We start from the raw sequence: 25,113 nt of genomic DNA on the forward strand, positions 1-25,113 counted from the left end.
CCAGGACCCGGCCGGCGGCGCCCGCTCGGTCTGCCCCCGCCCTCCGCGAGCTCCGTGTCGATCCCAGTCCACGGGTGGACCAGATCGACACGAGGTTCCCGGGTTGGGCGATGATCAGGCGATGGACGTCGGCTTGGCCTTCCCGCAGATGACCCCCGACCTCGACCGGGACCGCGTCCGGGCGTGGTGCCGGGCGGTCGACGACGGGCCGTTCTCGTCGATCTCGGCCGGCGAGCGCGTGGCGTTCGACAACCTCGACGGCTTCACGCTCTGCACGGCCGCGGCGGCGCTGACCGACCGGGTCCGCATCGGCTTCAACGTGGTGGTGGCGCCGTGGCACGCGCCCGCGCTGCTCGCCAAGGAGCTGGCGTCGATCGACGTGCTGTCGGACGGGCGGGTCGAGGTCGCCGTCGGCGTGGGCGGCCGGGAGCAGGACTACGACGCGCTGGGCTCGCCGTTCGCCGGCCGCTTCCAGCGCCTCGACGACACGGTGGCCGAGCTGCGCCGCCTCTGGGCGGGGGGCGAGGTGGTCGACGGCGCCTCGGTCGGACCGGTCCCGGTCCAGACGGGTGGGCCGCCCCTGCTGTGCAGCGGCACCGGCCCCAAGTCGCTGGCCCGGGCGGCGCGCTGGGCCGACGGCCTGACCGGCTTCACCCTGGCGGCCGACCCCGCCGAGGCCGATGCCACCTTCCGCCTCGCCGAGCAGGCGTGGCGCGATGCTGGACGCACCGAGCGCCCGCGGCTGGTGACCGGATCGTTCGCCGCCCTCGGCCCGGGCGCGCCCGACACGCTCGGCACGTTCGCCCGCCGCTACCTCGACGTGTTCGGCTCCAAGGTGGCGGCCTGGCTCACCGACCAGATGCCCCTCCACGACGAGGCCGCGCTGCACCGGTTCCTGGTCGACCTGGAGGCCACCGGCTGCGACGAGGTGGTGCTGGTGCCCGCCGACAGCGACCCCGATCAGATCCGGCGCTTCGCCGACGTCGTCGCCGACGTGGTGGCCCCGTGAGCACGGTCCTCGTGCCGCTGCCCGACCACGACTTCGACATCACCGAGGTGGCGGTGCCCTGGCGGCTGCTCACCGACGCGGGCCACCAGGTGGTGTTCGCCACCCAGACGGGCGCGGTGCCTGCGGGCGACCCCAAGCTGGCCGACGGGGTGATCTTCGGCCGGCTCGGCGCCGACGATGAGCCCAAGGCCTTCTACCGGGCGCTGCTCGACGATCCGGCGTTCGGGGAACCGCTGGTGTGGGGCGACCTCGACGTGGCGTCGTTCGACGCGCTGCTGCTGCCCGGCGGCCACGCCCCCGGCATGCGGCAGTACCTCGGCAACCACGCGCTCCAGCAGCAGGTGGTGGCGTTCTGGACGCTGGACCGGCCCGTCGCCGCCATCTGCCACGGGGTACTGGTGCTGGCCCGGTCGGTCGACCCCGGGACCGGGCGGTCCGTCCTGGCCGGCCACCGCACCACCTCCCTCACCAAGTGGCAGGAGCGGCTGGCCTACTACCTCACCGCCTGGCGGCTCGGCCGCTACTACCGCACCTACCCCGCCTACGTGCAGGACGAGGTCACCGCCGCGCTCGGTCCCGACGGCACCTTCGAGCGCGGCCCGCTCGGGTCGAAGCGCGGCACGGCCACCGACGACTCCGCGGCGTTCGTGGTGGTCGACGGCCGCTACGTGTCGGCCCGGTGGCCGGGCGACGCCTACCTCCTGGCCAAGGAGCTGCTGGCGCAGCTGGCGGCCTGACCTACCGGGGGATCGGCCGGGCCACCGGGGTGCCGCGGTCGACGGCTTCGCAGGCCGCGGCGAAGTCGGGGTGGACGTGCTTCAGCGTGACCCAGCGCCCCGACGCGTCGAGATCGACGCCCACGAGCAACCGCTGGGCGCGCCACGAGCACACGAGCACCGCCACGAGACCGCCCGACAGGACGAACAGCCCCGCGGCCAGGTCGAGGCCCTGAGGGAACGTGCTGAACAGGAACGGCAGGACGAACGCGGCGACCAGGAGGGCACCGGCGCCGGCCGCCACCCGGAAGGTGAGCCGGCGAGCGGCGTGGTAGCGGCGGATCATCTCGTCGGCGTACGGCACCCGCACCACCAGGTGCTGGCGGCGCCGGCTGGCGGCCAGCACGGCGAACAGCACCCACCCGGGCGGACCGAAGAAGACGAGGAGCCACAGCGCACCGAGCGAGCCGGTCAGGTCCTGGTCGATCCGCATGACCTTGCGCGCCGGGGCACCGGTCTTGGCGCAGACGCTCGGCAGGTTGCCGCGCACCGCGTCGTCGACGAACACGGTCACCGAGCTCATGTCGGATCCGCCTGCACCATCGCTGGAACCCGCATCTTCCGCCGCCTTCCGTCCGCCTGCTGTGCCGCCCCAGGGTATTCCACCCGCGGCTCGGGTGGGTCAGGTGCCGTCGGCCGCGGCCTGGATGGCGGCGAGGTCGACCTTCTGCATGCCGAGCATGGCCCGCATGGCGCGCTCGGCCCGGGCCGGATCGGGGTCGTTCAGGACCGCCTCCATGCCGACCGGGCAGACCTGCCACGACAGACCGAACTTGTCCTTCAGCCAACCGCACTGCGAGGCCTCGCCCCCCTGGATGAGGGTGTCCCAGTAGCGGTCGACCTCCTGCTGGTCGGCGCAGTCGATGAGCAGGGAGATGGCCTCGTCGAACGTGAACGCCGGCCCGCCGTTGATGGCGGTGTAGGGCTGGCCGTCGAGCTCGAAGTTCACGGTGAGCACCGTCCCCTCGGGGCCCGGCCCCGCCGGTCCGTAGTAGGTGATGTCGGTGACCTTGGAGTTGGGGAAGATCGACACGTAGTACTCGGCGGCTTCGAGGCCCTGGCTGTCGAACCAGAGGTTCGGGGTGATGCGGGGCATGGTCGGGCTCCTTGGTGGCGGACGCAGCTCACGGGTTCTGACGGTGCCACGGAACCCGAATCATCGCCACCCGTCCCCACCGATCAAGATCTCGGCGTGCGGAACTTCACCCCCGACGATCAGGACGCGGTGCGGGCCCTCGTGCTCGACGGCATGAGGGAGCGCTGGGGCGAGGCCTACGACGACTCGTTCAACCCCGACCTCGACGACATCTGGGCGACGCACGTGGCCCACGGTGCAGAGGTGGTGGTGGCCGACGACGGCGGCCGCATCGTGGCGGTCGGGATGCTCCTTCCCGAGCCGGAGGACCGCGGCCGGATCCGGCGCGTGTCGGTGGACCGCAGCCACCGCCGGCAGGGGCTCGGCCGGGCCGTGGTGGACGAGCTGGTGGCCCGGGCCCGCGACCGGGCGATGGTGGAGGTGCTGGTGCGAGCCGACACCCCGTGGACCAGCGCCCTGGCCCTCTACCGGTCGTGCGGGTTCACCTGCGTGGGCGCCGACGACACCGACACCCTGTTCTCGCTGACGGTGTGACCTCAGGCGTCTTGCGCCCGCCGGACCTCGACCGCGATGAGGCCGGCCGTGGCCAGCACGACGATGGCGCCGCCCACCCAGGGCAGGGCGTCGGCGGCGCGGGACTCGCTGCTGCCGATGACCACCCCGAGGGCTGCGGCCAGGGCGACCAGCGCGATCGACGCCGGCAGCCGCACCCCCCAGATCCACCGCACCAGCTGGCTCATCTCCGTCGCGTTGCGCTGCACACCAGGTCCGAAGGCCGCCGGACCGCCAAATCTCACGCCGACCGGAACGACGCTGGTCAGCCGTGGTGCCCGGGGCGGGGATCGAACCCGCACGGGACCGAGGTCCCAGAGGGGTTTAAGCCCTCCGCGTCTGCCAGTTGCGCCACCCGGGCGGGTGGGGCACGAAGCTAGGTCAGGCGGCACCCGGCCAGGCGGCTTCGGCGTGCGAGGCGACGACCTCCTCCCACAGGGCGGTGCGGAGGCGGGTGGCGTCGATCCCCTCGAGCTGGTTGACGATGACGACGCCCTCGATCAGATCGGCCACCACCGCCTGGAACGGCCGGCCCCTCACCGCGACCGCCACCGTGGCCGAGCCATCGGGTGCCCACCGCAGCGTGCGCTCGGCCCCTGCCCGCCGGGGTGGCGACCGGAAGCCGGGCACCACCAGGCCGCGCGCCCGGATGGCGGCTCCCAGGGTGCGGACGGTGGCGGCGAACTGCAGCGATGTGCTCTCCATGACCCCGCCATCTTCCCCAGGGGGTCTGACAGTCAGCTGGCCTCGGCCCGGTCGGGCAGGCGCGGGGCCTCCCGGCTGAGCCCGCGCCGGACCAGCGCCGTGCGGCCGATCGCCGAGGAGCCGAACCGGTCGCGCACCTGGTCGACGGCCGCGTCGAGCGAGCGCCGGTCGATGCCACCGAACGGGAGGGCCAGCTGGACCGCTCGGGCGTCTTCGAGGTTGGACACCGAGATCCCGATCAGGGTGATCCCCTCGGTCGCGATCCGGGGCAGCTCGGCGTGCAGCAGGCCCCGGAGCGCCTCCAGCAGCACGATGGTCTCGTCGGTGGCCTCGGGCACGGTGTGCGAGCGGGAGATGCGGGTGAAGTCGCCGAAGCGGAGGCGCAGGATGACGGTGCGCCCGACCCGCTGCGACCCGCGCAGGCGCCGCGCCACCCGGTCGACGAGCCCGATGAGGGTGGCGTCGAGGTCGGCGGCGCTGCGGGGCCGGGCGCGGCCGAGCGCCTGCTGCGAACCCATCGACCGCATGCGGCGGCCGGTGACCACCGGGCGCGGGTCCTGGTTGTGCGCGAGCGCGTGGAGGTGGTGGCCCGACCCGCGGCCCAGCATGCCGACGAGCGCCTCCCGCTCCAGGGCGGCTACCTCGCTGACGCGGGTGATGCCCCGGGCGTGGAGCTTCTCGGCGGTCTTGGGCCCGACGCCCCACAGCCGCTCGACGGGCAGCGGGTGCAAGAAGTCGAGCTCGGTCCCGATGGGCACCTCGAGCAGCCCGTCGGGCTTGCCCACCGCGCTGGCCACCTTGGCCAGGAACTTGGTGCCGGCGATGCCCACGCTGATGGCCAGGCCCACCTCGGTGCGGACCCGGCGCCGCAGCTCGACGGCGATCTCGCGGGGTGACCCGGCGATCCGGCGCAGGCCGCTGACGTCGAGGAAGGCCTCGTCGATCGAGATGCCCTCGACCAGGGGCGTGGTCTCGCGGAAGATCTCGAACACGGCCTTGCTGGCCTCGAGGTAGGCGTCGAACCGGGGCGGCACCTCGATCAGCTGCGGGCACAGGGCGCGGGCGGCCCGGCCGCCCATCGGCGTGAAGATCCCGTACGCCTTGGCCTCGTAGCTGGCGGCGAGCACCACGCCGCCCCCCACGACGATCGGCTTGCCCCGCAGGTGGGGGTGGTCGCGCTGCTCCACGGACGCATAGAACGAGTCCAGGTCGGCGTGGATGATCGAGGCACTGTCCCGGGACCGCATCGAACACATGTTCGCACACGATCCTCGACCTGTCACGCCTCCCGCGGCCCTACGCTGCGCCCCCATGCCGACCGCCACGCCTCCGGAGCTCACGCCGGCCCAGCAGCGGACCCTCCAGGACCTGGGGGCGGCGGGCGCCGAGCGCCCCACGTTCCCCGAGGACCTCGGGCGGCGGCTGCGAGCCGACCTCGAGGCCGGCCTCACCGACGTCCTCGGCGACCTGGCGCCCGACGAGGACCTCAACCTGTCCAAGCACCTCCTGGGGCGCGTCCACGGCTGCGAGGTGCGGCTGCTGGCCGAGGATGCCGCTGACGAGCCGTTCACCGTCACCGTCCCCATCGCCCGCGGGTCCATCGCCCACAAGGCCGTCGAGCTGGGCATCCACTGGCCGGGCGAGCCCCTCCCCCTCGACCTGGTCGACGAGGCCATGGCCAGCCTGGCCGGGTCCGACCACTGGCTCACCGACTTCCTCCAGACCTGCACCGAGGGCGACCGCGCCGAGCTGCGCAGCACCGCGAGCGACCGGGTCGCCAAGTTCTTCGAGTGCTTCCCGCCGCTGGAGGCCAAGTGGCGGCCGGTCACCGAGAGCAGCCAGATCGTCGACCTGGCCGGCGGCCGGATCCGGCTGCGCGGCAAGGTCGACCTCACGCTCGGGACGGCCCGGGGGATGCAGGCGGGCAAGGTCATCATCGACCTCAAGACCGGTGCACCGAACCCCATCCACCGCGACGACCTGCGGTTCTACGCCCTGCTCGACACCATCCGCCTCGGCGTCCCGCCCCGCCTGGTGGCGTCGTTCTACCTCGACCTCGCCGAGGCCCGCACCGAGCCCGTCACCGAGGCCATCCTCGACGCCACCGTCGCCCGCACGGTCGACGCCGCCCGGCGGCTGACCGCCCTGCGGGCCGGCACCACCGAGCCGGTGTACCGCCCCAGCTACGGCTGCCGGTGGTGCGTCGCCCTCGAGGGCTGCGCCACGGGTCGCACCTGGCTCACCGACGACGGCGACCTGGAAGACGCCGTCGACGACGTCTGACGCCGCGCCGGGCGATCAGCCGCAGGCGCGCACCTGGGCGGCGATGGCGTCGGCGATGCCGGGATAGGCGGCCGCTCCGGGGTGCAGATCACCGAGGGGGCCCTCGGCGAAGAAGTCCTCGCCCTTGCGGTCCATGGCCAGCGACACGTCGAGGTACGACGCCACCTCGGCGCCAGCGCCCGCTGCGCCCTGCTCGAGGAGGCGGGTGCCCTTGGTGCGCTCGGCCACCTCGGCGTCGGTCCCGCGCTGGTAGCGGAAGATCGGCACCGCCATCACCACGCACGCGTCCTTGCTCCAGCGACCCAGCCGCTCCTCGACCCCCGACAGCATCTGCAGCGGGCCGGTCTTCAGGTCGTTGGTGCCACCGGAGTAGACGAGGACGTCGGGCTGCTCGGCGAGGGCAGCGTCGACCGTGGGATCGAGCTCGGCCATGGTGGCGCCGTCGGTGGAGCTCATCGACTGCACCTCGATGCCGTGCTCCTGGTCGAGCAACCGCGACACGCCGTCGGGCACCTCGCTGTCGGCGACGACGCGCACCGTGATCTGCGGGCCGTCATCGACCGTGGTGCTGGTGGTCGAGGAGGTGCTGGGCCCGCTGGCGTCGGCCCCGGACGAGCACGCCGCGAGGGCCAAGACGGCGGCGAGCACCGCCGCGACGGGGAGGAGGTGGGGCCGCACCGGGCAAGACTACGCAGCAGGTCACCGGGCACCGGGCCGCCCCGGAGAGCGGTCCCCCAGGCGGGAACTAGCCTTCGACCCCTATGGCCGTCGATGAGGGATCGGAACGCTCCGACCAGGAGACCCGCACCACCACGGCGGAGATCGTGCCCCTGCGCCTGCCACCGCTGGCCGACGCCGAGCCGGACGGCCCGCACGACCCGCGCACCGGCGACGTCGACGAGTGGGGCCGCTCCGAGCGGGTCCGCGAATGGGTGCGCAAGGCCTACGACCCCATGTACCGCAAGTGGTTCCGGGCGGAGTGGGAGGGGCTCGACAAGATCCCCACCGAAGGCGGTGCCCTGCTGGTCTCGAACCACGCCGGCGCCATCCCCTCCGACGCCCCCACGATCATGCACGGCGTCGAGACCGAGCTCCAGCGGCCCGTCTACGGCCTCGCCGACCACTTCTTCAAGGGCACCCCCGTCGTCGGCACCCTCTGGGCCCGCACCGGCGGCGTGGTGGCCCACCCCGACAACGCCTACCGCCTCCTGCGCGAGCAGCAGCAGCTCGTGCTGGTGTTCCCGGAGGGCTCGAAGGGCCCGGGCAAGACCTACAACGAGCGGTACCGGCTGCGGCGCTTCGGCCGCGGCGGCTTCGTCGAGATCGCCATGCGGGCCGGCGTGCCCATCGTCCCCATCGCCGTGGTGGGCGCCGAGGAGAGCATGCCGATCCTGTTCAAGCTGCCGTCGGTGGCCAAGGCGATCGGCGCGCCGTACTTCCCCATCACCGCCAACATGGCGTTCGGCCCGCTCGGTGCCGCCGTCCACTTCCCCGCCAAGTTCAAGCTGCGGGTGCTCGACCCGGTCACGTTCCCCGACGTCGAGCCCGACCAGCCCCGCTACTCGCGCAGCCGGATCATGGACGAGTCCGAGGCCATCCGCCAGCAGATCCAAGAGGCCCTGTTCGACATGCTGCGCCAGCGCCGCTCGGTCTGGTTCGGGTAGGCCGCGATGGGTCGGCGCGTCCTCATCACCGGGCTGTCCACCTTCTGGGGCGGACGCGTGGCCCAGGCCCTCGAGGCCGACCCCGACGTCGACGTGATCATCGGGCTCGACACCCGCGAGCCCAAGGTCAAGCTCGAGCGCACCGAGTACGTCCGGTCCGACGAGAACTACTCGATCCTGTCGCGGATCGTGAAGGCCACCGGCGTCGACACCATCGCCCACACGTTCCTGGTGGTCGACTCCACCACGATGTCGTCGCGGGCCATGCACGAGATCAACGTCATCGGCACCATGAACCTCTTCGCCGCGGCCTCGGCCGCCGGCAGCACGGTGCGCAAGGTGGTCGTGAAGTCCGCCGCCCTCGTCTACGGCTCGTCGCCGCAGGACCCCTACTGGTTCCGCGAGACCGACAAGCGCGTGGCCCCGGCCCGCACCCGCGTCGAGCGCAGCCTGCTCGAGGTCGAGAGCTACGTCCGCGACTTCGCCCGCGACAACCCGCACGTGGTGCTCAGCCTGCTGCGCTTCTCCAACGTGCTCGGCCCCGACATCACCACCCCGCTCACCAAGGCGCTGAACCTCCCGTTCGTGCCCAAGGTCGCCGGCTACGACCCGCGCTTCCAGCTGGTGCACGAGGACGACGTGGTGTCGGCGCTGCTGTTCGCGCTCGACCAGGAGGTGCCCGGCATCTTCAACGTGGCCGGCGACGGGCAGCTCCCCTGGAGCGAGGTCACCGCCATCGTCGGCAAGCGGGGCATCCCGATGCCGCCGTTCGGCATCGCCGTGGCCACCGACCCCCTCCAGCGCCTCGGCCTCGTCGACTTCGCACCCGAGGTCATCGAGCTGCTCAAGTACGGCCGCGGCGTCGACAACCGGGCCTTCAAGGACGCCGGGTTCCAGTACCAGTACACGACCGCCGGCGCCGTCGAGGCGTTCGTGCAGGCGCTCCGGCTCCGCAAGACCGTGAACACCAAGGACATCGACTACCGCTACGAGGAGGACGTGGAGCAGTTCTTCCGCCACTCCCCCGCCGTGCTGAGAGACGGGCCACCATCGTGAGCGATCCCACCATCCGCAGCGAGGTCATCGAGGGGGTGGGCGTCGTCACGCTCGATGCGCCCGCCCGGCGCAACGCGTTCGACCTGGCGATGTGCGACGAGGTCTGCGCCGTGGTCGACGAGCTCGAGGCCGATCCCTCGGTCGGCGCGCTGGTGGTCACCGGGGCCGGCACCGCGTTCTGCGCCGGCGCCGACCTGTCGCACCTGGGCGGCGGCCACGGCGGCTCGCACCGCGACGGCCTGCTCGCCGTCTACGAGGGGTTCCTGCGCTTCGCCCGGTCGCCGCTGCCCACCATCGCCGCGGTCAACGGCGCGGCCGTCGGCGCCGGCATGAACCTGGCGCTGGCGTGCGACGTGCGCCTGGCCGGCGCGTCCTCCCGCTTCGACACCCGCTTCCTCCAGCTCGGCATCCACCCCGGCGGCGGGCACACGTGGATGATGCGCAACCTCGTCGGCCCCCAGACCACTGCTGCCACCGTGCTGTTCGGCGAGGTCCTGTCGGGTGCCGAGGCCGAGCGCACCGGGCTGGTGTGGCGCTGCGTCCCCGACGACGAGCTGCTGCCCCTCGCCATCGAGCTGGCAGGGCGGGCCGCCGCCGCGCCGCGGGAGCTGGTCGAACGGGTCAAGGCCACCATCGGCGACATGGGGTCGATCACCGACCACGTCCACGCCGTCGACCGAGAGCTGGGCGACCAGGTGTGGTCGGTGGGCCAGCCCGCCTTCGCCGAGAAGCTGGCTGCCCTCCAGCGCAAGATCTCCAGCACCAGCTGAGCCCGTGGACCACCCCGACCTCGACCAGCTCGCGGCGCGCCTCCGGGCGGCACCCCAGGTCGACGCGGCCGAGCTCGACGAGATCGTGGTCACGCTCGCGGAGCACCGCGACCGCCGCGTCATCGAGCCGCTCATCGACCTGATCGCGTCGCGGCGGGCCGACGAGATGGTGGTGCGCGCCGCCGGCTGGTTCGCCGACCCCGCCCTGCACCCGGCGCTGGACCGGCTGGCCGCCACCCGCATCGGCGACCTGGGCGACGACGGGTACTGGTTCCAGGTCGACCGGGCCATCGCCCGCTGCCGGCCGGAGGCCGTCGTCGACGCCGAGCAGATCGAGGTCACGCTGCTCGCGGCCACCCAGGCGTCGCTGATCGAGGTCGGCGCCGCCGACCTCGACGTGGCCCTCGACGGCGCCTACCCCACCACCGAGGTGGTGCTGCGCCACGGCGACCGCGAGCGCCGCCACGCCATCTGGAACTTCGACGAGACCGCTCCCGACGACCCGTCCACCCTCGACCGCGCCTTCACCCTCTACCGCATCGCCAACCTCGCCAGCTGGGGCTGACCCCGACCTCCCGCTCTCCGGCGCCCTCGAGCCGAACCTTCTGCGGTGACCCGGGCAGACCTCCGGGCGATCACAGAACGTTCGTCGGTTCGAGCGGCTTCGCGGATTCGCGGGTCCGAGGCCAGGGTCAGGGTCAGGTGGGGGGCGCGAGCGGGGGGCCGTCGACGCGGTCGATGGTGGTGAACGCCTCGACCGGGTTGCGCTTGAGCTTGGTGGGCTGGTGCACCGGGTGGCCGAGCCCGATCATCGCCACGATGGCGTGGTGCTCCGGCAGGCCGATCAGCGGGCCCGCCTCGGGCTCGGACGCGGTGAGGAACGTGGTGAGGACGCCGGCCAGGCCGATGTTGCGGGCGGCCAGCAGCAGGTTCTGCACGAACGGGTAGATCGACCCGCCGCCGATGATGGAGAACCGGTCGAGGTCTCGGTCGGTGACGGCGAGGACCTGCAGGTCGACCGTGACCACGAGCAGCTCGGGGACGGTGTCGATCGCGTCGAGCATCGGGTGGGTGGGCAGGCCGTCGGGGACGGGCAGGTCGGGGGGCGCCTGGTCGATCGGGTTGAAGCTGCGGTACCCCGCCGCCGACTCGGCCAGGTAGCGCGCCCAGTTGGCGGCGCTCAGGGCGGCGAGCTTCCGGCGCAGCTCCGGGTCTCGCACCACCGTGACGTGCCAGCCCTGCTTGTTGCCGCCGCTCCCGGCGAACCGGGCGTCGTCGAGGACCCGGTGCAGGTCCTCGGGCCGGACGGGCTCGTCGGTGAACGCCCGCACCGACGCCGTCGTCCGCATGACCTCGCTCAGCTCCATGCGCCGACCGTACCCCCACGCGCCCGCACCCGAACTTGTTGCAACCACTGCTCCCCTCGACCGCCACCGCAACAAGTTCCCGCCGGTGGGCGGACCTCGCAGTGGGCCCGCGCCCACCCCCAGCCGAACTTGTTGCAACCACTGCTCCCCTCGACCGCCACCGCAACAAGTTCCCGCCGGTGGGCGGACCTCGCAGTGGGCCCGCGCCCACCCCCAGCCGAACTTGTTGCAACCACTGCTCCCCTCGACCGCCACCGCAACAAGTTCCCGGCGGTGGGCGGACCTCGCAGTGGGCCCGCGCCCACCCCGAGCCGAACTTGTTGCGACCAATGCTCCCCTCGACACCCACGGCAACAAGTTCCGGGGGATGGGGGGATGGGTGGGACGGGGCGCGGGACTCGGCGCGGGGAGGACGCAGAAGGGCCCCCGCCGGAGCGGGGGCCCTTCGTGGACTGGGTGGAGTGGTGCGAACCACCCAGCGATGGTCAGCCCTGAGGGGTCAGGACTTCACGGCGCAGGCCGAGCCCGCGGTGCGCAGCGCAGCCGGGACCACGGTGAACCCGGCCGAGTTGATGGCACCGGTGATCTCACCGGAGTAGTTCTTGCCGGTGTACGGGTCGATGGACTGGGCCGCGGTGCCCGAGCGGCACAGCCAGCGGGTGAACTCCCGCACGGCGCCGCCCTTGCCGGTCGATGCCCCCGTCACGTTGAGGTCCGTGCCCGTGCCGCTGGGCAGGGTCGGACCCGGGTTGGCCGTGAAGTTGCACGCCACGCCGGAGCCGGTCGAGCCGGGGCAGTCAGCGTCGGTGTTCTTGGTGACGTGGTACAGCGTCCGGCCGATCGGGTACGTGTTGGCCAGGATCCGGGAGCTGCTCGGCAGCACGCCGTTGATGGCGGCCGGCGTGGCGTTCCACGTGTTGCCGGTGCCGATCGGGTACTGGTAGTTGCTCTTGTAGTTGAACGTGGACAGCTCGCCGTAGGAGCCGAACCAGATCCAGTTGTTGGGGTTGTTGGTGGAGTTGGCGTCGGTCGAGATGCCGGCGCCCACGTTGTTGAAGAGCGGCTTGATGTCGTTCTCGAACGGAGCGGTCGACGAGCCGGTGCCGAGGAACCGGTCGCAGCCCTGGCCGTTGACGGTCCAGGTCGCACCCGCACCACCGTTGGTCCGGAGGTACGTGTTGAACGTGCCGTACGTGCCGGAGCTGGAGTTCAGGCCCCACGGGACGATGGGGCCGTCGGTCGCGCTGTTGAGGGTGATGCCCAGGGTGGGCACGTCGCTCCAGCGGGTGTAGTCGCAGTTCCAGATCTTGTAGAGATCCGAAGGTGTCAGGGCGGCGGCGGAGTTGAGCTGGGTGCCACGGGCCTCGAAGCCCATGACCTCGATGCCGTCCTGGCTGTAGCCCCAGAAGGTGTCGCTGTCGAGCTCGTTGCCCGTGGAGTTGTTGCCGCCGGTGGTCTTGGGACCGCCGGAGGAGCGGGCGAAGTCGACGTTGCCGCTGGAGCCGGCGTAGGCGATCGAGCCGGCGGTGCCGGTGAAGCCGTTCATCGAGGCCACACCTGCGCCCGAGCCGGTGGGGTTGGCCTGGGCGACGGTGTCACGGTCGTAGTTCCCCTGGGAGTTCTTGTCCTCGGGGTCGCCCGCGTTGGCGCTGTAGACGCACTTGTTGAGGTCGGGGCCGACGGCCGTCGACACGGTGCAGCCGGGCGACGAGTTGTACAGGTCGGTGAGGCCGACCATCGCCCGGTAGGTGGTGTCGGAGCCGCCGGCGACGACGAGGTCGGCCTTGCCGTCGAAGCCGTAGCCCGAGGGCGGGCCGGGCGTGGCGCTGGCGGGGGTGACCGACAGCAGCAGCCCTCCGGCGGCCGCGGCCACGATGGCCAGCTTGTGGATCTTCTTCATGATGGGGTTGTTCCCTTTCGTACGGTGCGGGGAGCGATCAGGCGGCCGCCGAGTGCGAGGCCCGGCGGTTGCGGATGGTCAGGAACCCGGCAGCGGCGGCGACGCCGCCGAGCGGGAGGAGGAGGGCGTAGGGGGCCTCCGGGGTCGACGGCGGAGGCGTCTCGGCGTTCGGCAGGTTGATCGTGAAGAGCGTCTGATCCGAGGTCACGGCCCCGTTCGAGGTGGACAGCCGGATCTGGCAGTTCTTGAAGAACGGGTAGCCGTCGCCGGGGTCGGTGTCGCTGGAGGCGCCGCAGGAGAAGATGCCCTGCGGGCTGAGGCCCTTGAAGGGGACGAACCCGAAGTTGGGGTCCTTGGCCGTGAACGTCACGTTGCCGCTCGCGTCGGCGATCTTGCCGGCGGGCGAGGTGCCGAGGTCGCAGTGGTCGGTGGGCGACCAGCCCGACGTGGTGGAGGCGACGCCGTCGCACTGCTCGACGTAGACGGTCGAGCCGACCGGGAAGCCGGTGCCCGAGATGGTGAACGACTGCGGGGTGCCGGTGGCGTCGCCGGCGACCGTGTAGGGGTTCGAGGAGGGGGAGGTAACGGAGCCAGCCGAGGCGGGGCCCGCCATCAGCATGAGGCTGACCGCGGCACCTCCCAGGGTGGCGAGAACTCGGAGCGTCTTGGGCACCGGGTTTCCTTTCTGGTCGCACGTGAGCATCGGCGCCGGGGTGGCGCCGTGGACCATTCAGACAGGACCAAAAGGCGGCGACAACGACGCCCCAGACCTGTTCCGGGACTGTTCGACGGACGTTCACCCAATGCACCCGGGCGCGCCGGAGCCGACCGGTTCCGGCCACGCTGACCTGCGGAGACGTCCGGATCAGAGCAGGGGCGGAAGGGTCCCGTCGACCAGGAGGAGCAGGGCCAGGACGGCCCCGATCACCAGGGGGACGACCACCATCGCGACCGACCAGGCCCGGTGGTCGCGGCGGAGCCCGACGTAGGCCGCGATGGCGCCGACGGTCCCCAGGACCAGCGCCAGCAGCGCCGGCAGGGCCGAGCCGCCGGGCGGGTCGAGCGCGGGCACCTCGCCCTTGCCCTTGGCCTTCGACGGGGTGCCCGCGACGGCCTGGACGACGAGTCGGTCGGTCGAGAACGAGCCGCCCGCCTGCGTGATGAGCGTGATGCGGTAGTCGCTCGACGGGGCGAGGTAGCGCGCCAGCTGGGCGCGCTTCACCGTCTTGACGGTGGTGACGCGGTACTCGATCGGGATGCCGGAGCGGTTCATGGCGACGATGCGCGTGCGCTCCACGAGCTTGTCGAGGTCGCCGAACGGTGCACCCCACCGGTCCCGGTGGCCCTCGATGATGCTGTTGCCCTTCTTGGCGAGCAGCGGCGTCCCGGTGCGGTGGCCGGGGGCGCCGCGCAGCTCGTTCGGGTCGGAGCCCTCGATCACCACGAGGTTGGCGCCGATGCCCGGGATCTGGACGACGCCCGCGGCCTGGCCGGGCTCCAGGCCGGGCCGGGGCTGGGCCAGGTCGGCGGCCAGGTGGTGCTGGTGGGTCCGGTACCAGCCGGGGGCCACGACCTGGTTGAACGCCTTCCAGAGCGCCGTCACGGCCACGGCGATGAGCAGCAGCACGACGAGCGATCGCAGCAGCGCGGCCGAGCCCGTCTCGATCGCGGCTTCCGCCGGCGACTCGGCCGGCGGGCCGTCGGGCTCGAGCGGCGGGGCGGCCGGGCCGGCCGATCCGGCCGATCCGGCGCGGCCCGGGTCGGCGCCGGGCCGGGTCTCGATCAGCGTCACAGGAACAGCCCGAGGAAGAGGCGCTTGATCCCGGAGCCGAACATGAGCGGCAGCGAGCCGCCCATGAGGAGCGCGGCCATCTGGTCGTAGCCCTCCGGCTTGCCGGAGGGCACGGCCATCGGGAGCGCGGCGGCGGGCGGCGCGGTCGTCCCGGGCGCGGTGGTCGTCGTCTTGGCCGGCGCGGTGGTCGACGCTGCGGGGGCGGTGGTGTCGGTGACGCCCGCGTCGGGCCCGGTGCCCGTGTCGGCGGGGAGGTCACCGAACCCCGGGTCGTACGACGTCCCGGGATCCACGTACGGCGTCGTGTCGTAGGGGACCGGCGTCGTGGTCGAGGTGGTGGTCGTGGGGGCCGCCCCGACCCGCTCGCAGTGGAGGACCTCCCCGACCGCCTCGACCCCCGGCAGGTCGGGTGCGTAGGTGCCCGGCTCGGCGCTCTTGACGGTGCGGCGGTCCGAGCCGACGCAGTTCGAGGTCACCAGGGCGTCGGCGCCCTTCAGCGCCTTGGCCACCAGCGCTGCCGACAGCTGGCCCTCGCCCCACGGCTCGCCTGCCTTCTGCCCGTCGGTGGCGAGGTAGCGGATCGTGGTGGCGAGCGCCTCGGTCTTCTCGGGGGTGAGCCCGGTGGCCGGCGCGTACAGGTGGTTCACCCAGACCAGCGGGTAGGCGCCGGGTGCCGGGTTGGTGAGGGCGTAGAAGGGCGTGTCCCCGCCGGCGGCGACGGCCTTGTCGATCGACGCGGGGGTGGGCGCGACCCACTCCTTCGACGCGTTCTGCAGCTCGATGTCGGTGAGCTGCGTGTTGGGGAACGCCTCCTCCACCTCGTCCTTCGCCGATGGCGGGACCGGCGCGACGATGCCCTTGCTGAAGCCCGACACGGAGCCCGACGCCGGGTCGGCGCCGAGGCCGAGCTGCAGCACCTGCTGGTCGACGCCCTGGCGGCTGGCGGTGAGGACCTTGGGCAGCCGCTCGGTCAGCGGCTCCCACGTGGCGTCGGGGTGGAGGGCCTCGAGCCCGGACCAGACGTCGGGGGCCACGGTCTTCACGTACAGCTGCATGAAGTAGTTGCTGGCCGAGGCCTCGGATCGCACGATCGGGGCGGGGCCGGCGAGCGGCTCGAGCGTGAAGTTGTCGACGCCCATGGCGGCGAGCACGTCGGGGTCGTTCCAACTGGTCATCGGCATCTGACCCGGGCCCGGGTACTTGAACAGCATCGCCGCCATGTTGCGGTTCGGGATGCGGACGGGACCGGTGTACGCCTTCTTCACGATGCACGCGTCGGGGTCGGGCACGTCGGGGTCGTAGGGGTCGCACGGGTACGTGACGGTCTCGAAGCCCTCGGGCTGCGGGATCGCCAGGAGCATCGACATGGTCTCGACCTGGATCGGGACGTCGATGAGGCCGGCGGCGCCCCCCTTCACCTGCTCGAGCTCGTCGGCGGTGAACGGCACGCCGGAGATGACGTAGTCGAGCCCGCCCGCAAGGAAGTCCTGGCGGCCCTGGTACGACGCCGTGGTGGTGTAGGCGAGGTCGACCGGGCTCTTGGCGCCGTACAGGTCGTCCTGCCATGTGACCACCTCCTTGTACGGCCCCCAGCTGCCCTCGCCCTTGAGCTGCAGCGGCACTGGCGCCGTCTCGGCCGAGCCCTGCCCGGCCCAGCCCGCCGTGACGAGCAGCAGCGAGAGGGCGAGCAGGATGGTCCCGCCGACCGCTCGGCGCGGCGACGGCAGCCAGGGCCGCACCCGCGCGGCGGCGCGGTCGCAGCGGCTGAGGGTGGGCGCGGCCATCAGCCGGTCCTCCGCAGGCGGCTGCCGACGGCGCCGCCGATCGTGCACAGCACGGCGCCGATGGCGATCAACCAGATCGATCCCGAGTAGTCGGTGCCCTGGTCGGTGGTGGCCCCGCCACCGGGGAGGCCCGCGGCGGACTCGCTGCCCGTGCCGCCGCCCAGCGGATCGGGCTCGGTCGTCGCGGTGGCGCCGCCGGCGCCGCCCTCGGCTCCCCCGCTGGTCCCGGCATCACCGGTCCCACCGGTCCCCCCGGTCCCGTCGGTGCCGCCCGTCCCACCGGTCCCGTTCGTCCCGCCGGACCCGCCGGTCCCGCCCGTGCCGCCGGGGTCGTTCGTGCTGCCGGGGTTGGCGTTGCCGGGGTCGACGCTGGCTGGTGGCGGCGGCGCGGCCGACCCCGCGACGGGGCACGCGGCCTTCGCCGGCGCCCCGGGGATGCGCACGATGGCGTCGATGGCGATGTCGACGATCGGGGCCGAGAGGCGGGCGTAGCGCAGGCTCGGCGCGATCTCCTGGCCCTTGCTCACCGCGTAGCAGAGGAACCGGGCCAGCGTGGTGCCCTTGCCGGCGTCGAAGCCCGTGGTCTGGGCCAGCACGTACGAGTACGTCGACGGGAAGTACGCCCGCTTGTCCGAGCCCAAGAAGTTGAGCTTGAACGTGCCGTTGCCGTTCGGCGTGGCGTAGCCGAGCGCCACCGTCACGTTGGCCTCGTCGGGCTGGGTGTAGACGCCGGCGGCGTTCTGCATGGACGCCACCGGGAAGTTGCGCACCTTGGCGTAGCCGGCGGCGCTGTAGGTGATGGCGTTCTTGCCGGTGCCGGCGTCGGCCACGGTGTTGGCCACGCCGTCGGCGGCGTTGGCCGGGTTGGCGCGACCCCAGCCCTGCGGCCAGTTCGACACCGGCTGGCCGGCCTTGAAGTCGGGCGCCACGTTGGCCGGGTCCTTCGCCAGCCGGTCGGAGATGAACGCCTTCCACACGTCGGGCGCCACCGCCTGGCAGAACTGCGAGAGCACGTAGCTCTCACCGGCGCCGTCGCCCCGGATGATCGGCACGATGTCTCGGTTGAACGTGGTCAGCTGCGGGTTGGTGGCGACGATCTCGGGGTCGTTCCACTTGAGGATCGCCCCGGTGAAGACCTTGCAGGCGGCCCGCCGCGTCAGCTGCAGGTTGGTGATGCGCTTCCCCGCGTTGTCGAGGAGGTTGTACATGAGCCCGAGGCCGCCGGCGCTCACGGGGACGTACGCGAAGCACGAGTTCGGGTCCTTGCCACCGCAGCGCTTCGACTGGAGCTGCGGCAGCTCCGAGCTCAGGAACGTGATGTCCGAGACGCCGTAGTCGAGGTTGCCGGCGATGAACTGGGCGCGGCCGAAGCTCGACCCCTGCGAGACGTAGTTGATCTTGAGCGAGTACGGCTTGCGGGCGGTGTCGGCCCGCCACTGATCGATCTCCAGCGCGGCGAAGCCGGAGCCGCCGCCGTTGATGGCCGAGCCGTCGGCCGCCGCGGGCCGGGCCGGGCCGGCGGTCGCGCCCACGAGGGCGGCGACCGTGGCGGCCAGCACGAGCGCCCGGAGGTGGGTGGCGATGCGCATCAGCCGAACCGTCCCGTCACGTAGTCGAGCGTGCGCTGGTCGCGCGGGTGCTCGAACAGCTCGGTGGTGGGGCCCGACTCGACGATCCGGCCCGGCTCCTTCTGGGTCTCGACCAGGAAGAAGGCGCAGTTGTCCGAGACCCGTTGGGCCTGCTGCATGTTGTGGGTGACGATCACGATCGTGATGTCGTCGGCCAGGTCGGTGATGGTCTCCTCGACCACCCGGGTGGAGATGGGGTCGAGCGCGGAGCAGGGCTCGTCCATCAGCAGGATCTGCGGGGCGACCGCCAGGGCCCGGGCGATGCAGAGGCGCTGCTGCTGGCCTCCGGACAGGGTGGTCCCGCCCTCGTCGAGCCGGTCCTTGACCTCGGTCCAGAGGCCGGCGCGGGTGAGCGACTCCTCGACCAGCAGGTCCTTCTGGTCCGACGTGGTGCCCGAGAGCTTCAGGCCGGCCAGCACGTTCTGGCGGATCGTCATGGCCGGGAACGGGTTGGGCTTCTGGAACACCATCCCGATGCGGGTGCGCACCTCGGTGGCGCTGAGCTCGCGGCCGTAGATGTCGACGCCGTCGATGTCGACGCGCCCGGCGATCTTGGCGCCGGGGATGGTCTCGTGCATGCGGTTGAGGATCCGCAGGAAGGTCGACTTGCCGCAGCCCGAGGGGCCGATGAGCGCGGTCACCTTCTTGGCCTCCATGGTGAGGCTGCACCGCTCGAGCACCTTGCGGGCCCCGAACCAGGCGCTCAGCTGGACGGCATCGAGGGTGGCGGGGTTGGCGTTGCGGCGCAGGAGGCTGTCGTCGATCGGCGCGTCCACCGCCATCGTGGTGTCGCGGACCCAGCCGCTCTCGTGCGGGGCCGGCGCGGCACCGGACGGCATCGGGGGGAGCGGATAGGACGCGGTGGGGTCATCGGTCATCGAGGTCATCGGGCCCTCCCGAGCCGCTTGTTGGCCCGGTTCACGAGGACCCGGGCCGTGATGAAGAGGAACAGGACGAGCAGGACGAGGATCAGCGCGCCCGTCCACGCCCGCTGCTGCTGCACCTTGTTGGGCAGGCGGATGAGCTTCCACACGAACAGCGGCAGGTCTGATTGGGGGCCGTCGGTGGGGTTGTAGTTGGTGGAGTCGGAACCGAACGCGGTGAGCAGCATCGGGGCCGTCTCGCCGATCGCTCGAGCGACGCCCAGGATGATGGCGGTGACCAGACCGGTGAGGGCCGTGGGCACCACCACGCGCAGCACCACCCGCCACTGCGGCGCGCCGAGGGCGAGCGATGCCTCCCGGAGCGAGTCCGGGATGGTCTTGAGGATCTCCTCGGAGGTCCGGGTGACGGTCGGCAGCATCAAGATGACCAGGGCGGCGGAGCCGGCGAGGCCCGAGAAGCCGCGGCCGTTGACCCACACCGTGAAGACCAGGAGGCCGGCCACGATGCTGGGCAGCCCGGTCATGGCGTCGACCACGAACCGGATGATCGGCGACAACCGGCCGTGGAGCTCGTTGAGGTACACGGCGGTCAGCACCGCGATCGGGACCACGATCACCACGGCGATGCCGACCTGCTCGAGGGTGCCGATGATCGCGTGGAACGCGCCGCCGCCCGGATCGTTCGGCCCGACCGTGCTCAGGTCCTCGGTGAAGAACGACGGGCGCAGGCGAGGGAGGCCGTTCACCAGGAGCAGGCCGAGCATCCAGGTCAGCCCGGCGAGCACCAGGAAGCCCGTGGACCAGACGAGCACGGTCACGACCCGGTCGCCCGCGATCTCCTGGCCGCTGTGGTCCCAGAGCAGCGCGAAGTACAGGACCAGGAACACGAGGTACGCGAAGACGAGCGTGCTCATCACGCCCGACCAGTCGAGGAGCACGCGGGCCGTGCCCGCCAGCGCCAGCGCACCCGCGGCGGCGCCGACCGCCTGCCAGGCGTCGCGGTCGGTCAGGAGGTGGACCGGCCGGGGCTCGTCGTCGTCGGGGTCGTCACCGTGGACGCCCGGCACCTCGGGGGCGTACGGGTGGAGCTCCTCCGCGATGAGGTCGATGTCGATCGGCGCTCCGAACCCGCCCGACACCGGCGCCGCCACCGGGACGGCTTGGCGGGCGAGCGGCGGCGGGGTCGGATCCCCGTCGGCCGGAAGGCCCTCGCGGAACCGGGCGAAGGAACCGCCACCCGCGACCGAGACGGCGAGGAAGGCGCCGTACGCCAGCGCCACCAGGACGAACAGGTTGTCGACCCCGATGACCACCTTGGCGAGGGCCCCGACCACCACCGCGACGGCGACGGACAGGGCCGTGGTGGTGATCTCGGAGCGACCGACGCCACCGGTCGCGCCGGGCGCCGCGGGAGGAGGGACCGCAGCGTCGACGCGACCGGTCGGCTCGTCCGCGCCCCCGCCGGGCCCGAAGGCGGCGGGAGGCGGAGGGGGTGGGGGCGGAGGGAGGAGGTCGGTCACCCTCAGGCCACCTTCGTCCGAGCGACGATCCGCCGGGCGCCGATGTTCACGACGAAGGTGAGGATGAAGAGGGCGAGGCCGGCACCGACGAGACCGCTGCGCTCGATGGAGTCGGCCTCGCCGAAGCGGGTGGCGATGAGCGCGGCGATCGATCCGGCGCCGAGCTCGAGGATGTGCGGGTTGGCCTTGAAAACCAGGCTGACGACCAGGGCGACCGCGATGGTCTCGCCGAGCGCCCGGCCGAACCCGAGGAGCGCGGCCCCGACGATGCCGCTGCGGCCGAACGGCAAGATGACCTCGCGGATCATCCCCCACCGCGTCCCGCCCAGGGCGAGGGCGCCCTCGCACTGCTCGCGCGGGACCTGCGCCATCACGTCGCGCGACACCGACGTGATGATCGGGATGATCATGAACGCCACCACCACGCCGGCCACGAAGCTCGAGCTGGTGAGGGTCGCGTCCTCGGTGGACAACCGGAAGAACGGGATGACCGAGAGGTGGTTCGTCCCCCACCGGGCCACGGGCGTCAGCTTCGGCTGGAGCGCGAAGAACGCCCAGAGCCCGTAGAGGATGCTCGGCAGGGCGGCGAGCAGGTCCATCATCGAGGTCAGCGACGGCCTCAGCCACGACGGCGCGAACTCGTTGATGAACAGCGCCATGCCGATGGCGAACGGCACGGCCAGGATCATGGCGATCGTGGCGATGATCACCGTGCCCATGATCAGGCCGAACACGCCGAAGCGGCCGGCCGCCGGGTTCCAGATGCTGTCGGTGAAGAAGTTCCAGACGCCGGCCTGCGCGAACGCCGGGCGGGACTCCTTCACCAGGAAGACGAACGTGGTGAGGACGATGGCCAGGCTCACGCAGGCGGCGATGGTCGCCAGGGCCAGGAAGACCCGGTCGGGCGCCGTGGGCGAGGCCTCCGGCCGGAAGGGGGTGTCGGGGAACATCCCCTCGTCGACGAGCGCCCCGGTCACGGGGAGACACGCTCGCGGGGCGGACCGAACGATTCGTGGCCCGCTGCCGACGCGGAGGTGAACGCTGGGCGACCATCCTCCGTCGCGGCTGCACCTGGGGCCAGCTCGACCGGAGGGAGCGGTTGGCCCGGCACGGTTCGCAGCGCCGGGTCGAGCAGCCGGAAGCCGACCCCGCGCACGGTGTCGAGCCGGCGCCAGCCCTCGCGGGCCTCCAACCGGCTGCGGATGCGGCGCACGACGATGTCGAGCGACGCGGTGGCGGCGTCGACGTCGAACGCCGAGCGGGCCAGCTCCTCCCGGGTCACCACGCCGGGCGCCGCGACCATGAGGGCCTCGAGGATGTCGAGCTCGTTGCGCCGCAGGTGCATGGCGAGGCCGTCGAGGGTCAGGTCGCCGGTGCGGCGGTCGAGCTGCAGCGTGCCGAGCGTGATGCTCGACACCGCCACGACCGGCCGGGACACCACCGGCGACCGGCGACGGGCGACCGCCCGCAGCCGGGCGACCAGCTCGTGGCTCCCGACCGGGCAGCGGACGAAGCCGTCGGCGCCGATCGCCAGCGCGTCCTCCAGCTCGCCATCGACCGTCCTCGTGGTCACGACGACGACCACGCCGCCGGCGCGCCGGACCTCGTCGACCCACGCGGCTGCGAGCTGCGACGGCCGGTGGTCGGTGACGACGATCTCGGGCGGCCACGAGGCGGACGCGCCGATGGCGTCAGCCGAGACGAGGGTCTCGACGGTCCACCCGGCGGCTCCCAGGGTCGTGGTCAGCCACCCCGCGAAGCGCGCATCACCGCTCACGACCAGGACCCGCAACCGATGCTCCCCTCCAGGCGACCGCACCCCGCGTCGGCCGCGGCGCGGAACGTACCGGTGGAACCTGAACGCCAGGTGGCCGACACCGGAACGGTTGCCGTCCGGTTCCCAACGATCCCGCGCTGATCGAGGATCGCGGTCAGAGGGTGGCGGGAAGGGCGTGGCCGATGGCCGCGAACGCCTGGATCACGGCCAGGACGATCAGGGGCGCGGCCACCAGCAGACCCGCCACCGATCCCCACCGGCGGGCCAGCAGGCGGCCGCCCTGCCACGCCGCGAGCGCGAGCGCACCCCAGATCACGGCCACCAGCAGGGCGGCGACGTTGCTGCCCGGCACCGACGGGTAGCCGCTCTCGGCGGCGGGGATCGGCGCGGTCGGCGTCCCGGTCATGGTGGCCGTCGCCTGCAGGAACGTCGCCGAGCCGGACGCGGTCACGATCGTCATGCGGGTCGGGCCCGACGCGTGCAGATCGAGCTCGTCGGCGCCCACCGTGCGGACCGACGTGACCTCGTAGGCCGCCGGGCCCCACGGGGTCTGCACCTTCACCGCGTCGCCGGCCTCGAGCTGATCGAGGTCGCCGAGCGGAGCGCCGGCGAGCCGAGCGTGGCCCACCAGCACCGAGTTGCCCTGGCCGCCGGGCAGCGCGGAGGCCGGCGCGTGGCCGACCCCGTGGTCGAGCGAGCCGGTGCCGGTGCCCTGCAGGACCGTGAACGACAGCCCCGAGCGCGGGGCGGTCACCCGGGCCACCGGGTCACCGGCCTGCGGCGGCCGAACCGAACCGGCGGCCGCGGTGGCGGCGCGGTCCGCCCGGTCGCCGGCATCGATGCGGGCGGCCAGGGCGGTGCCGGCGAGCAGCCACACCACCAGGGCGATGGCGAGCACACCGACCAGGCGCAGCGATCGGGCCGCCGCCTGGAGGTGGGTGGCCGTGGTGGTGGACCGGGCCTCGGCCACTGCCAGCGCGGGAGCCCACCCGCCCTCGGGCGGCGCCAGCTCGGTGACCGGGAGGGCGGGGCCCGGAGCGGCCGGAGCGCCGGCCGCCCGCGCGCCCGCTCCCGTCATCGCGGCCGCCGGCGCCGCGGTCCGCACCTGCGCCTGGTCGAGGCCGTGGGTGGTCTTCTCCCAGAAGGTGGGCGCCGAGATCAGCTGGATCGCCGCCTTGATCGCGCTGAGCGACATCATCACCCAGTAGATCGGGACGAGGAGCGCCGCCAGCACGAGCGACGGCCGCTCGGAGCGGCGGGCGGCCAGCACGGTGATGTAGAGCACCGACAGGTTCCCGAGGGCCCAGCAGATCAGGCCGGCGTAGTACACGGGGGCCGGGAAGATCGCCTGGATGAAGTCGAACTTGCCCAGGAACCACAGGATCGTCAGCGACCAGAAGACCGGGTTCAGCAGCGCCAGCATCGGCGTCCCGCCGACGAACAGGTTGAACTGCAGGAACCCGAACCAGCCCAGCTCGCGCCACAGGCGGACCGGGTGGCGCAGGTGCACCAGCCACGTCTGGAGGTAGCCCTTGTACCAACGGCTGCGCTGCTTCATCCAGTTGACGAAGTCGCTGTTGGCCTCTTCGTAGGTCACCGATCCGAGCACCGCGCAGCGCCAGCCGACCCGGTGGAGGCGCACGCCGAGGTCGGCGTCCTCGGTCACGTTGTAGGGGTCCCACCCACCCAGGCCCTCGAGCGCCGACCGTCGGATGTGGTTGGACGTGCCGCCGAGCGGGATCGGCGCGTCGGTCCTCGACAGGCCCGGGAGGAACAGCGTGAACCACATCAGGTACTCGACCGTGAACCAGCGGGTGATGATGTTCTGGTCGGGGTTCCGGTAGGTGAGCTGGGCCTGGAGGCAGGCCACGTCGTCCTCGGAGCGGTCGAACGCCACCACGGCCCGGCGCAGCTGGAGCGGGTCGGGCGCATCCTCCGCGTCGTAGATGGTGACGAGCTCGCCCCGGGCCAGGGTGAGCCCGTAGTTGAGGGCCTTCGGCTTGGTCCGCGGGTCGCCCGGCGGGACCAGCACGATGTCGACGGCGTCGGCCAGCGGGTGGCGCATCGCCCGGTCGACGGTCTCGGTGTCGTCGGCCTCGAGCAGCAGCTTCAGGTCGAGCTTGTCCGCCGGGTACTCGAGCGCGCCCAGGTTGGAGAGGAGCGTGTCGATGACCTCCATCTCGTGGAAGGCGGGGACGAGCACCGTGTACACGGGCAGGACGGCGTCGGGGACGGCCCTCGCCTCCTCGTCGCTCACGCTGACGATGCTCCCGCCCTGGGCCGACAGGATCGTCATGGCCACGCGGTGCACGACGGTCGCCAGGTAGACGACGGTGCAGATGCCGACGACGACGATGACCGTCGCCTTGGGGGCCAGCACCACGCACACCAGCGCCAGCAGCCCGACGACCAGCAGGACGATCCACTGGCGCCGGCGCATGAGCCGCTCGGCGGACAGGTCGGGGGCGGCCTGCTGGAGGCGGGTGCGGCTGACCTCGAGGCGCGCCAGGGCGTCGTCGGGCTGGACCTGGATGATCGTCACGGCTGGGA

General features: G+C 72.5%; 25 protein-coding genes and 1 tRNA gene. 8 read left to right on the top strand and 18 right to left on the bottom strand.

What is annotated here, in order from left to right:
• Window positions 1-121 precede the first annotated feature (121 nt).
• Window positions 122-1,009 carry an LLM class flavin-dependent oxidoreductase gene (locus ACPPVX_RS03860; RefSeq protein WP_426573576.1) on the top strand — a complete coding sequence of 296 codons (888 nt, stop codon included), beginning with the start codon at window positions 122-124 and terminating at the stop codon, window positions 1,007-1,009.
• Complete coding sequence (locus tag ACPPVX_RS03865; RefSeq protein ID WP_426573577.1) at window positions 1,006-1,746, top strand: type 1 glutamine amidotransferase domain-containing protein; 741 nt, start codon at window positions 1,006-1,008, stop codon at window positions 1,744-1,746. The genes ACPPVX_RS03860 and ACPPVX_RS03865 overlap by 4 nt, the downstream gene beginning before the upstream one ends.
• A 1-nt stretch (window position 1,747) precedes the next feature.
• Here the strand turns inward: ACPPVX_RS03865 and ACPPVX_RS03870 are convergent, their stop codons facing one another.
• Both ACPPVX_RS03870 and ACPPVX_RS03875 read right to left on the bottom strand, forming a co-directional pair.
• The gene (locus ACPPVX_RS03870) at window positions 1,748-2,308 is read right to left on the bottom strand and encodes a hypothetical protein (RefSeq protein ID WP_426573578.1); all 561 of its coding nucleotides are present in this window, start codon (window positions 2,306-2,308) and stop codon (window positions 1,748-1,750) included.
• Between the two features lie 99 nt (window positions 2,309-2,407).
• Window positions 2,408-2,881, bottom strand: coding sequence for a VOC family protein (locus tag ACPPVX_RS03875; RefSeq protein WP_426573579.1), 474 nt, complete (start codon window positions 2,879-2,881; stop codon window positions 2,408-2,410).
• Between the two features lie 96 nt (window positions 2,882-2,977).
• On the opposite strand from ACPPVX_RS03875, the gene ACPPVX_RS03880 reads away from it, so the two are divergent.
• Entirely contained in the window at window positions 2,978-3,415 is a 438-nt protein-coding gene (locus ACPPVX_RS03880; RefSeq protein ID WP_426573580.1) for a GNAT family N-acetyltransferase, read from the top strand.
• 2 nt (window positions 3,416-3,417) lie between these two features.
• Here ACPPVX_RS03880 and ACPPVX_RS03885 read toward each other — a convergent pair whose 3' ends face one another.
• From ACPPVX_RS03885 to dinB, 4 genes are all read right to left on the bottom strand, one after another.
• On the bottom strand, window positions 3,418-3,621 hold the full coding sequence (locus ACPPVX_RS03885; protein WP_426573581.1) for a hypothetical protein: 204 nt from the start codon (window positions 3,619-3,621) through the stop codon (window positions 3,418-3,420).
• An 84-nt stretch (window positions 3,622-3,705) separates the two neighbouring features.
• Window positions 3,706-3,794 (bottom strand) — tRNA-Leu (locus ACPPVX_RS03890).
• Between the two features lie 20 nt (window positions 3,795-3,814).
• Window positions 3,815-4,138: a hypothetical protein gene (locus tag ACPPVX_RS03895; protein ID WP_426573582.1), complete on the bottom strand. Its 324-nt coding sequence runs from the start codon at window positions 4,136-4,138 to the stop codon at window positions 3,815-3,817.
• Between the two features lie 32 nt (window positions 4,139-4,170).
• Window positions 4,171-5,385 (bottom strand): DNA polymerase IV, encoded by a 1,215-nt coding sequence (dinB, locus tag ACPPVX_RS03900; protein ID WP_426573583.1) that lies wholly within the window; start codon window positions 5,383-5,385, stop codon window positions 4,171-4,173.
• Between the two features lie 64 nt (window positions 5,386-5,449).
• Between dinB and ACPPVX_RS03905 the strand changes: the two genes are divergently transcribed.
• Window positions 5,450-6,421 carry a PD-(D/E)XK nuclease family protein gene (locus ACPPVX_RS03905; protein ID WP_426573584.1) on the top strand — a complete coding sequence of 324 codons (972 nt, stop codon included), beginning with the start codon at window positions 5,450-5,452 and terminating at the stop codon, window positions 6,419-6,421.
• Between the two features lie 15 nt (window positions 6,422-6,436).
• On the opposite strand, the gene ACPPVX_RS03910 is transcribed toward ACPPVX_RS03905, so the two are convergent.
• Window positions 6,437-7,099 carry an SGNH/GDSL hydrolase family protein gene (locus tag ACPPVX_RS03910; protein WP_426573585.1) on the bottom strand — a complete coding sequence of 221 codons (663 nt, stop codon included), beginning with the start codon at window positions 7,097-7,099 and terminating at the stop codon, window positions 6,437-6,439.
• A gap of 83 nt (window positions 7,100-7,182) precedes the next feature.
• On the opposite strand from ACPPVX_RS03910, the gene ACPPVX_RS03915 reads away from it, so the two are divergent.
• Genes ACPPVX_RS03915 through ACPPVX_RS03930 form a run of 4 tightly spaced genes read left to right on the top strand, consistent with a single transcriptional unit; the run spans window position 7,183 to window position 10,476 of the window.
• Window positions 7,183-8,085 carry a lysophospholipid acyltransferase family protein gene (locus tag ACPPVX_RS03915; RefSeq protein WP_426573586.1) on the top strand — a complete coding sequence of 301 codons (903 nt, stop codon included), beginning with the start codon at window positions 7,183-7,185 and terminating at the stop codon, window positions 8,083-8,085.
• Window positions 8,086-8,091: 6 nt separating this feature from the next.
• Window positions 8,092-9,141 carry an NAD-dependent epimerase/dehydratase family protein gene (locus ACPPVX_RS03920; protein ID WP_426573587.1) on the top strand — a complete coding sequence of 350 codons (1,050 nt, stop codon included), beginning with the start codon at window positions 8,092-8,094 and terminating at the stop codon, window positions 9,139-9,141.
• Window positions 9,138-9,911 carry an enoyl-CoA hydratase gene (locus ACPPVX_RS03925; RefSeq protein ID WP_426573588.1) on the top strand — a complete coding sequence of 258 codons (774 nt, stop codon included), beginning with the start codon at window positions 9,138-9,140 and terminating at the stop codon, window positions 9,909-9,911. The genes ACPPVX_RS03920 and ACPPVX_RS03925 overlap by 4 nt, the downstream gene beginning before the upstream one ends.
• Before the next feature lie 4 nt (window positions 9,912-9,915).
• Complete coding sequence (locus ACPPVX_RS03930; protein ID WP_426573589.1) at window positions 9,916-10,476, top strand: hypothetical protein; 561 nt, start codon at window positions 9,916-9,918, stop codon at window positions 10,474-10,476.
• A gap of 133 nt (window positions 10,477-10,609) precedes the next feature.
• Here the strand turns inward: ACPPVX_RS03930 and ACPPVX_RS03935 are convergent, their stop codons facing one another.
• The 11 genes from ACPPVX_RS03935 to ACPPVX_RS03985 all read right to left on the bottom strand — a co-directional run bounded on the left by ACPPVX_RS03935 (window position 10,610) and on the right by ACPPVX_RS03985 (window position 25,105).
• Complete coding sequence (locus tag ACPPVX_RS03935) at window positions 10,610-11,278, bottom strand: nitroreductase family protein (RefSeq protein ID WP_426573590.1); 669 nt, start codon at window positions 11,276-11,278, stop codon at window positions 10,610-10,612.
• 499 nt (window positions 11,279-11,777) lie between these two features.
• On the bottom strand, window positions 11,778-13,178 hold the full coding sequence (locus ACPPVX_RS03940) for a hypothetical protein (RefSeq protein ID WP_426573591.1): 1,401 nt from the start codon (window positions 13,176-13,178) through the stop codon (window positions 11,778-11,780).
• A 37-nt stretch (window positions 13,179-13,215) separates the two neighbouring features.
• Entirely contained in the window at window positions 13,216-13,851 is a 636-nt protein-coding gene (locus tag ACPPVX_RS03945; RefSeq protein WP_426573592.1) for a hypothetical protein, read from the bottom strand.
• A gap of 192 nt (window positions 13,852-14,043) precedes the next feature.
• Window positions 14,044-14,970 (bottom strand): sortase, encoded by a 927-nt coding sequence (locus ACPPVX_RS03950; protein WP_426573593.1) that lies wholly within the window; start codon window positions 14,968-14,970, stop codon window positions 14,044-14,046.
• Window positions 14,967-16,754 (bottom strand): hypothetical protein, encoded by a 1,788-nt coding sequence (locus ACPPVX_RS03955; protein ID WP_426573594.1) that lies wholly within the window; start codon window positions 16,752-16,754, stop codon window positions 14,967-14,969. The genes ACPPVX_RS03950 and ACPPVX_RS03955 overlap by 4 nt, the downstream gene beginning before the upstream one ends.
• Window positions 16,754-18,343, bottom strand: coding sequence for a substrate-binding domain-containing protein (locus ACPPVX_RS03960; protein WP_426573595.1), 1,590 nt, complete (start codon window positions 18,341-18,343; stop codon window positions 16,754-16,756). Before ACPPVX_RS03960 ends, ACPPVX_RS03955 begins: the two co-directional genes overlap by 1 nt.
• Window positions 18,343-19,164: a phosphate ABC transporter ATP-binding protein gene (locus tag ACPPVX_RS03965; protein WP_426574985.1), complete on the bottom strand. Its 822-nt coding sequence runs from the start codon at window positions 19,162-19,164 to the stop codon at window positions 18,343-18,345. The genes ACPPVX_RS03960 and ACPPVX_RS03965 overlap by 1 nt, the downstream gene beginning before the upstream one ends.
• Window positions 19,165-19,265: 101 nt before the next feature.
• Complete coding sequence (pstA, locus tag ACPPVX_RS03970) at window positions 19,266-20,786, bottom strand: phosphate ABC transporter permease PstA (protein ID WP_426573596.1); 1,521 nt, start codon at window positions 20,784-20,786, stop codon at window positions 19,266-19,268.
• Between the two features lie 2 nt (window positions 20,787-20,788).
• Window positions 20,789-21,763, bottom strand: coding sequence for a phosphate ABC transporter permease subunit PstC (pstC, locus tag ACPPVX_RS03975; protein ID WP_426573597.1), 975 nt, complete (start codon window positions 21,761-21,763; stop codon window positions 20,789-20,791).
• A complete protein-coding gene (locus tag ACPPVX_RS03980; RefSeq protein ID WP_426573598.1) occupies window positions 21,760-22,563 on the bottom strand; it encodes a winged helix-turn-helix domain-containing protein in 804 nt (267 codons plus the stop codon). Before ACPPVX_RS03980 ends, pstC begins: the two co-directional genes overlap by 4 nt.
• Window positions 22,564-22,717: 154 nt before the next feature.
• Entirely contained in the window at window positions 22,718-25,105 is a 2,388-nt protein-coding gene (locus tag ACPPVX_RS03985) for a glycosyltransferase family 2 protein (RefSeq protein WP_426573599.1), read from the bottom strand.
• Window positions 25,106-25,113: the final 8 nt, after the last annotated feature.

This window comes from Aquihabitans sp. McL0605, assembly GCF_049993875.1.
In the GTDB taxonomy this organism is placed as follows: Bacteria; Actinomycetota; Acidimicrobiia; order Acidimicrobiales; family Iamiaceae; genus Aquihabitans.

What these genes read in the sequence shown, in the direction of transcription:
- ACPPVX_RS03960 (WP_426573595.1), bottom strand. Translation starts at nt 18,343, where the DNA reads ATGCGCATCGCCACCCACCTCCGGGCGCTCGTGCTGGCCGCCACGGTC.
- ACPPVX_RS03965 (WP_426574985.1), bottom strand. Translation starts at nt 19,164, where the DNA reads ATGGCGGTGGACGCGCCGATCGACGACAGCCTCCTGCGCCGCAACGCC.
- ACPPVX_RS03920 (WP_426573587.1), top strand. Translation starts at nt 8,092, where the DNA reads ATGGGTCGGCGCGTCCTCATCACCGGGCTGTCCACCTTCTGGGGCGGA.
- ACPPVX_RS03940 (WP_426573591.1), bottom strand. Translation starts at nt 13,178, where the DNA reads ATGAAGAAGATCCACAAGCTGGCCATCGTGGCCGCGGCCGCCGGAGGG.
- ACPPVX_RS03955 (WP_426573594.1), bottom strand. Translation starts at nt 16,754, where the DNA reads ATGGCCGCGCCCACCCTCAGCCGCTGCGACCGCGCCGCCGCGCGGGTG.
- ACPPVX_RS03870 (WP_426573578.1), bottom strand. Translation starts at nt 2,308, where the DNA reads ATGAGCTCGGTGACCGTGTTCGTCGACGACGCGGTGCGCGGCAACCTG.
- ACPPVX_RS03875 (WP_426573579.1), bottom strand. Translation starts at nt 2,881, where the DNA reads ATGCCCCGCATCACCCCGAACCTCTGGTTCGACAGCCAGGGCCTCGAA.
- ACPPVX_RS03860 (WP_426573576.1), top strand. Translation starts at nt 122, where the DNA reads ATGGACGTCGGCTTGGCCTTCCCGCAGATGACCCCCGACCTCGACCGG.
- ACPPVX_RS03915 (WP_426573586.1), top strand. Translation starts at nt 7,183, where the DNA reads ATGGCCGTCGATGAGGGATCGGAACGCTCCGACCAGGAGACCCGCACC.
- ACPPVX_RS03885 (WP_426573581.1), bottom strand. Translation starts at nt 3,621, where the DNA reads ATGAGCCAGCTGGTGCGGTGGATCTGGGGGGTGCGGCTGCCGGCGTCG.
- ACPPVX_RS03905 (WP_426573584.1), top strand. Translation starts at nt 5,450, where the DNA reads ATGCCGACCGCCACGCCTCCGGAGCTCACGCCGGCCCAGCAGCGGACC.
- dinB (WP_426573583.1), bottom strand. Translation starts at nt 5,385, where the DNA reads ATGCGGTCCCGGGACAGTGCCTCGATCATCCACGCCGACCTGGACTCG.
- ACPPVX_RS03935 (WP_426573590.1), bottom strand. Translation starts at nt 11,278, where the DNA reads ATGGAGCTGAGCGAGGTCATGCGGACGACGGCGTCGGTGCGGGCGTTC.
- ACPPVX_RS03895 (WP_426573582.1), bottom strand. Translation starts at nt 4,138, where the DNA reads ATGGAGAGCACATCGCTGCAGTTCGCCGCCACCGTCCGCACCCTGGGA.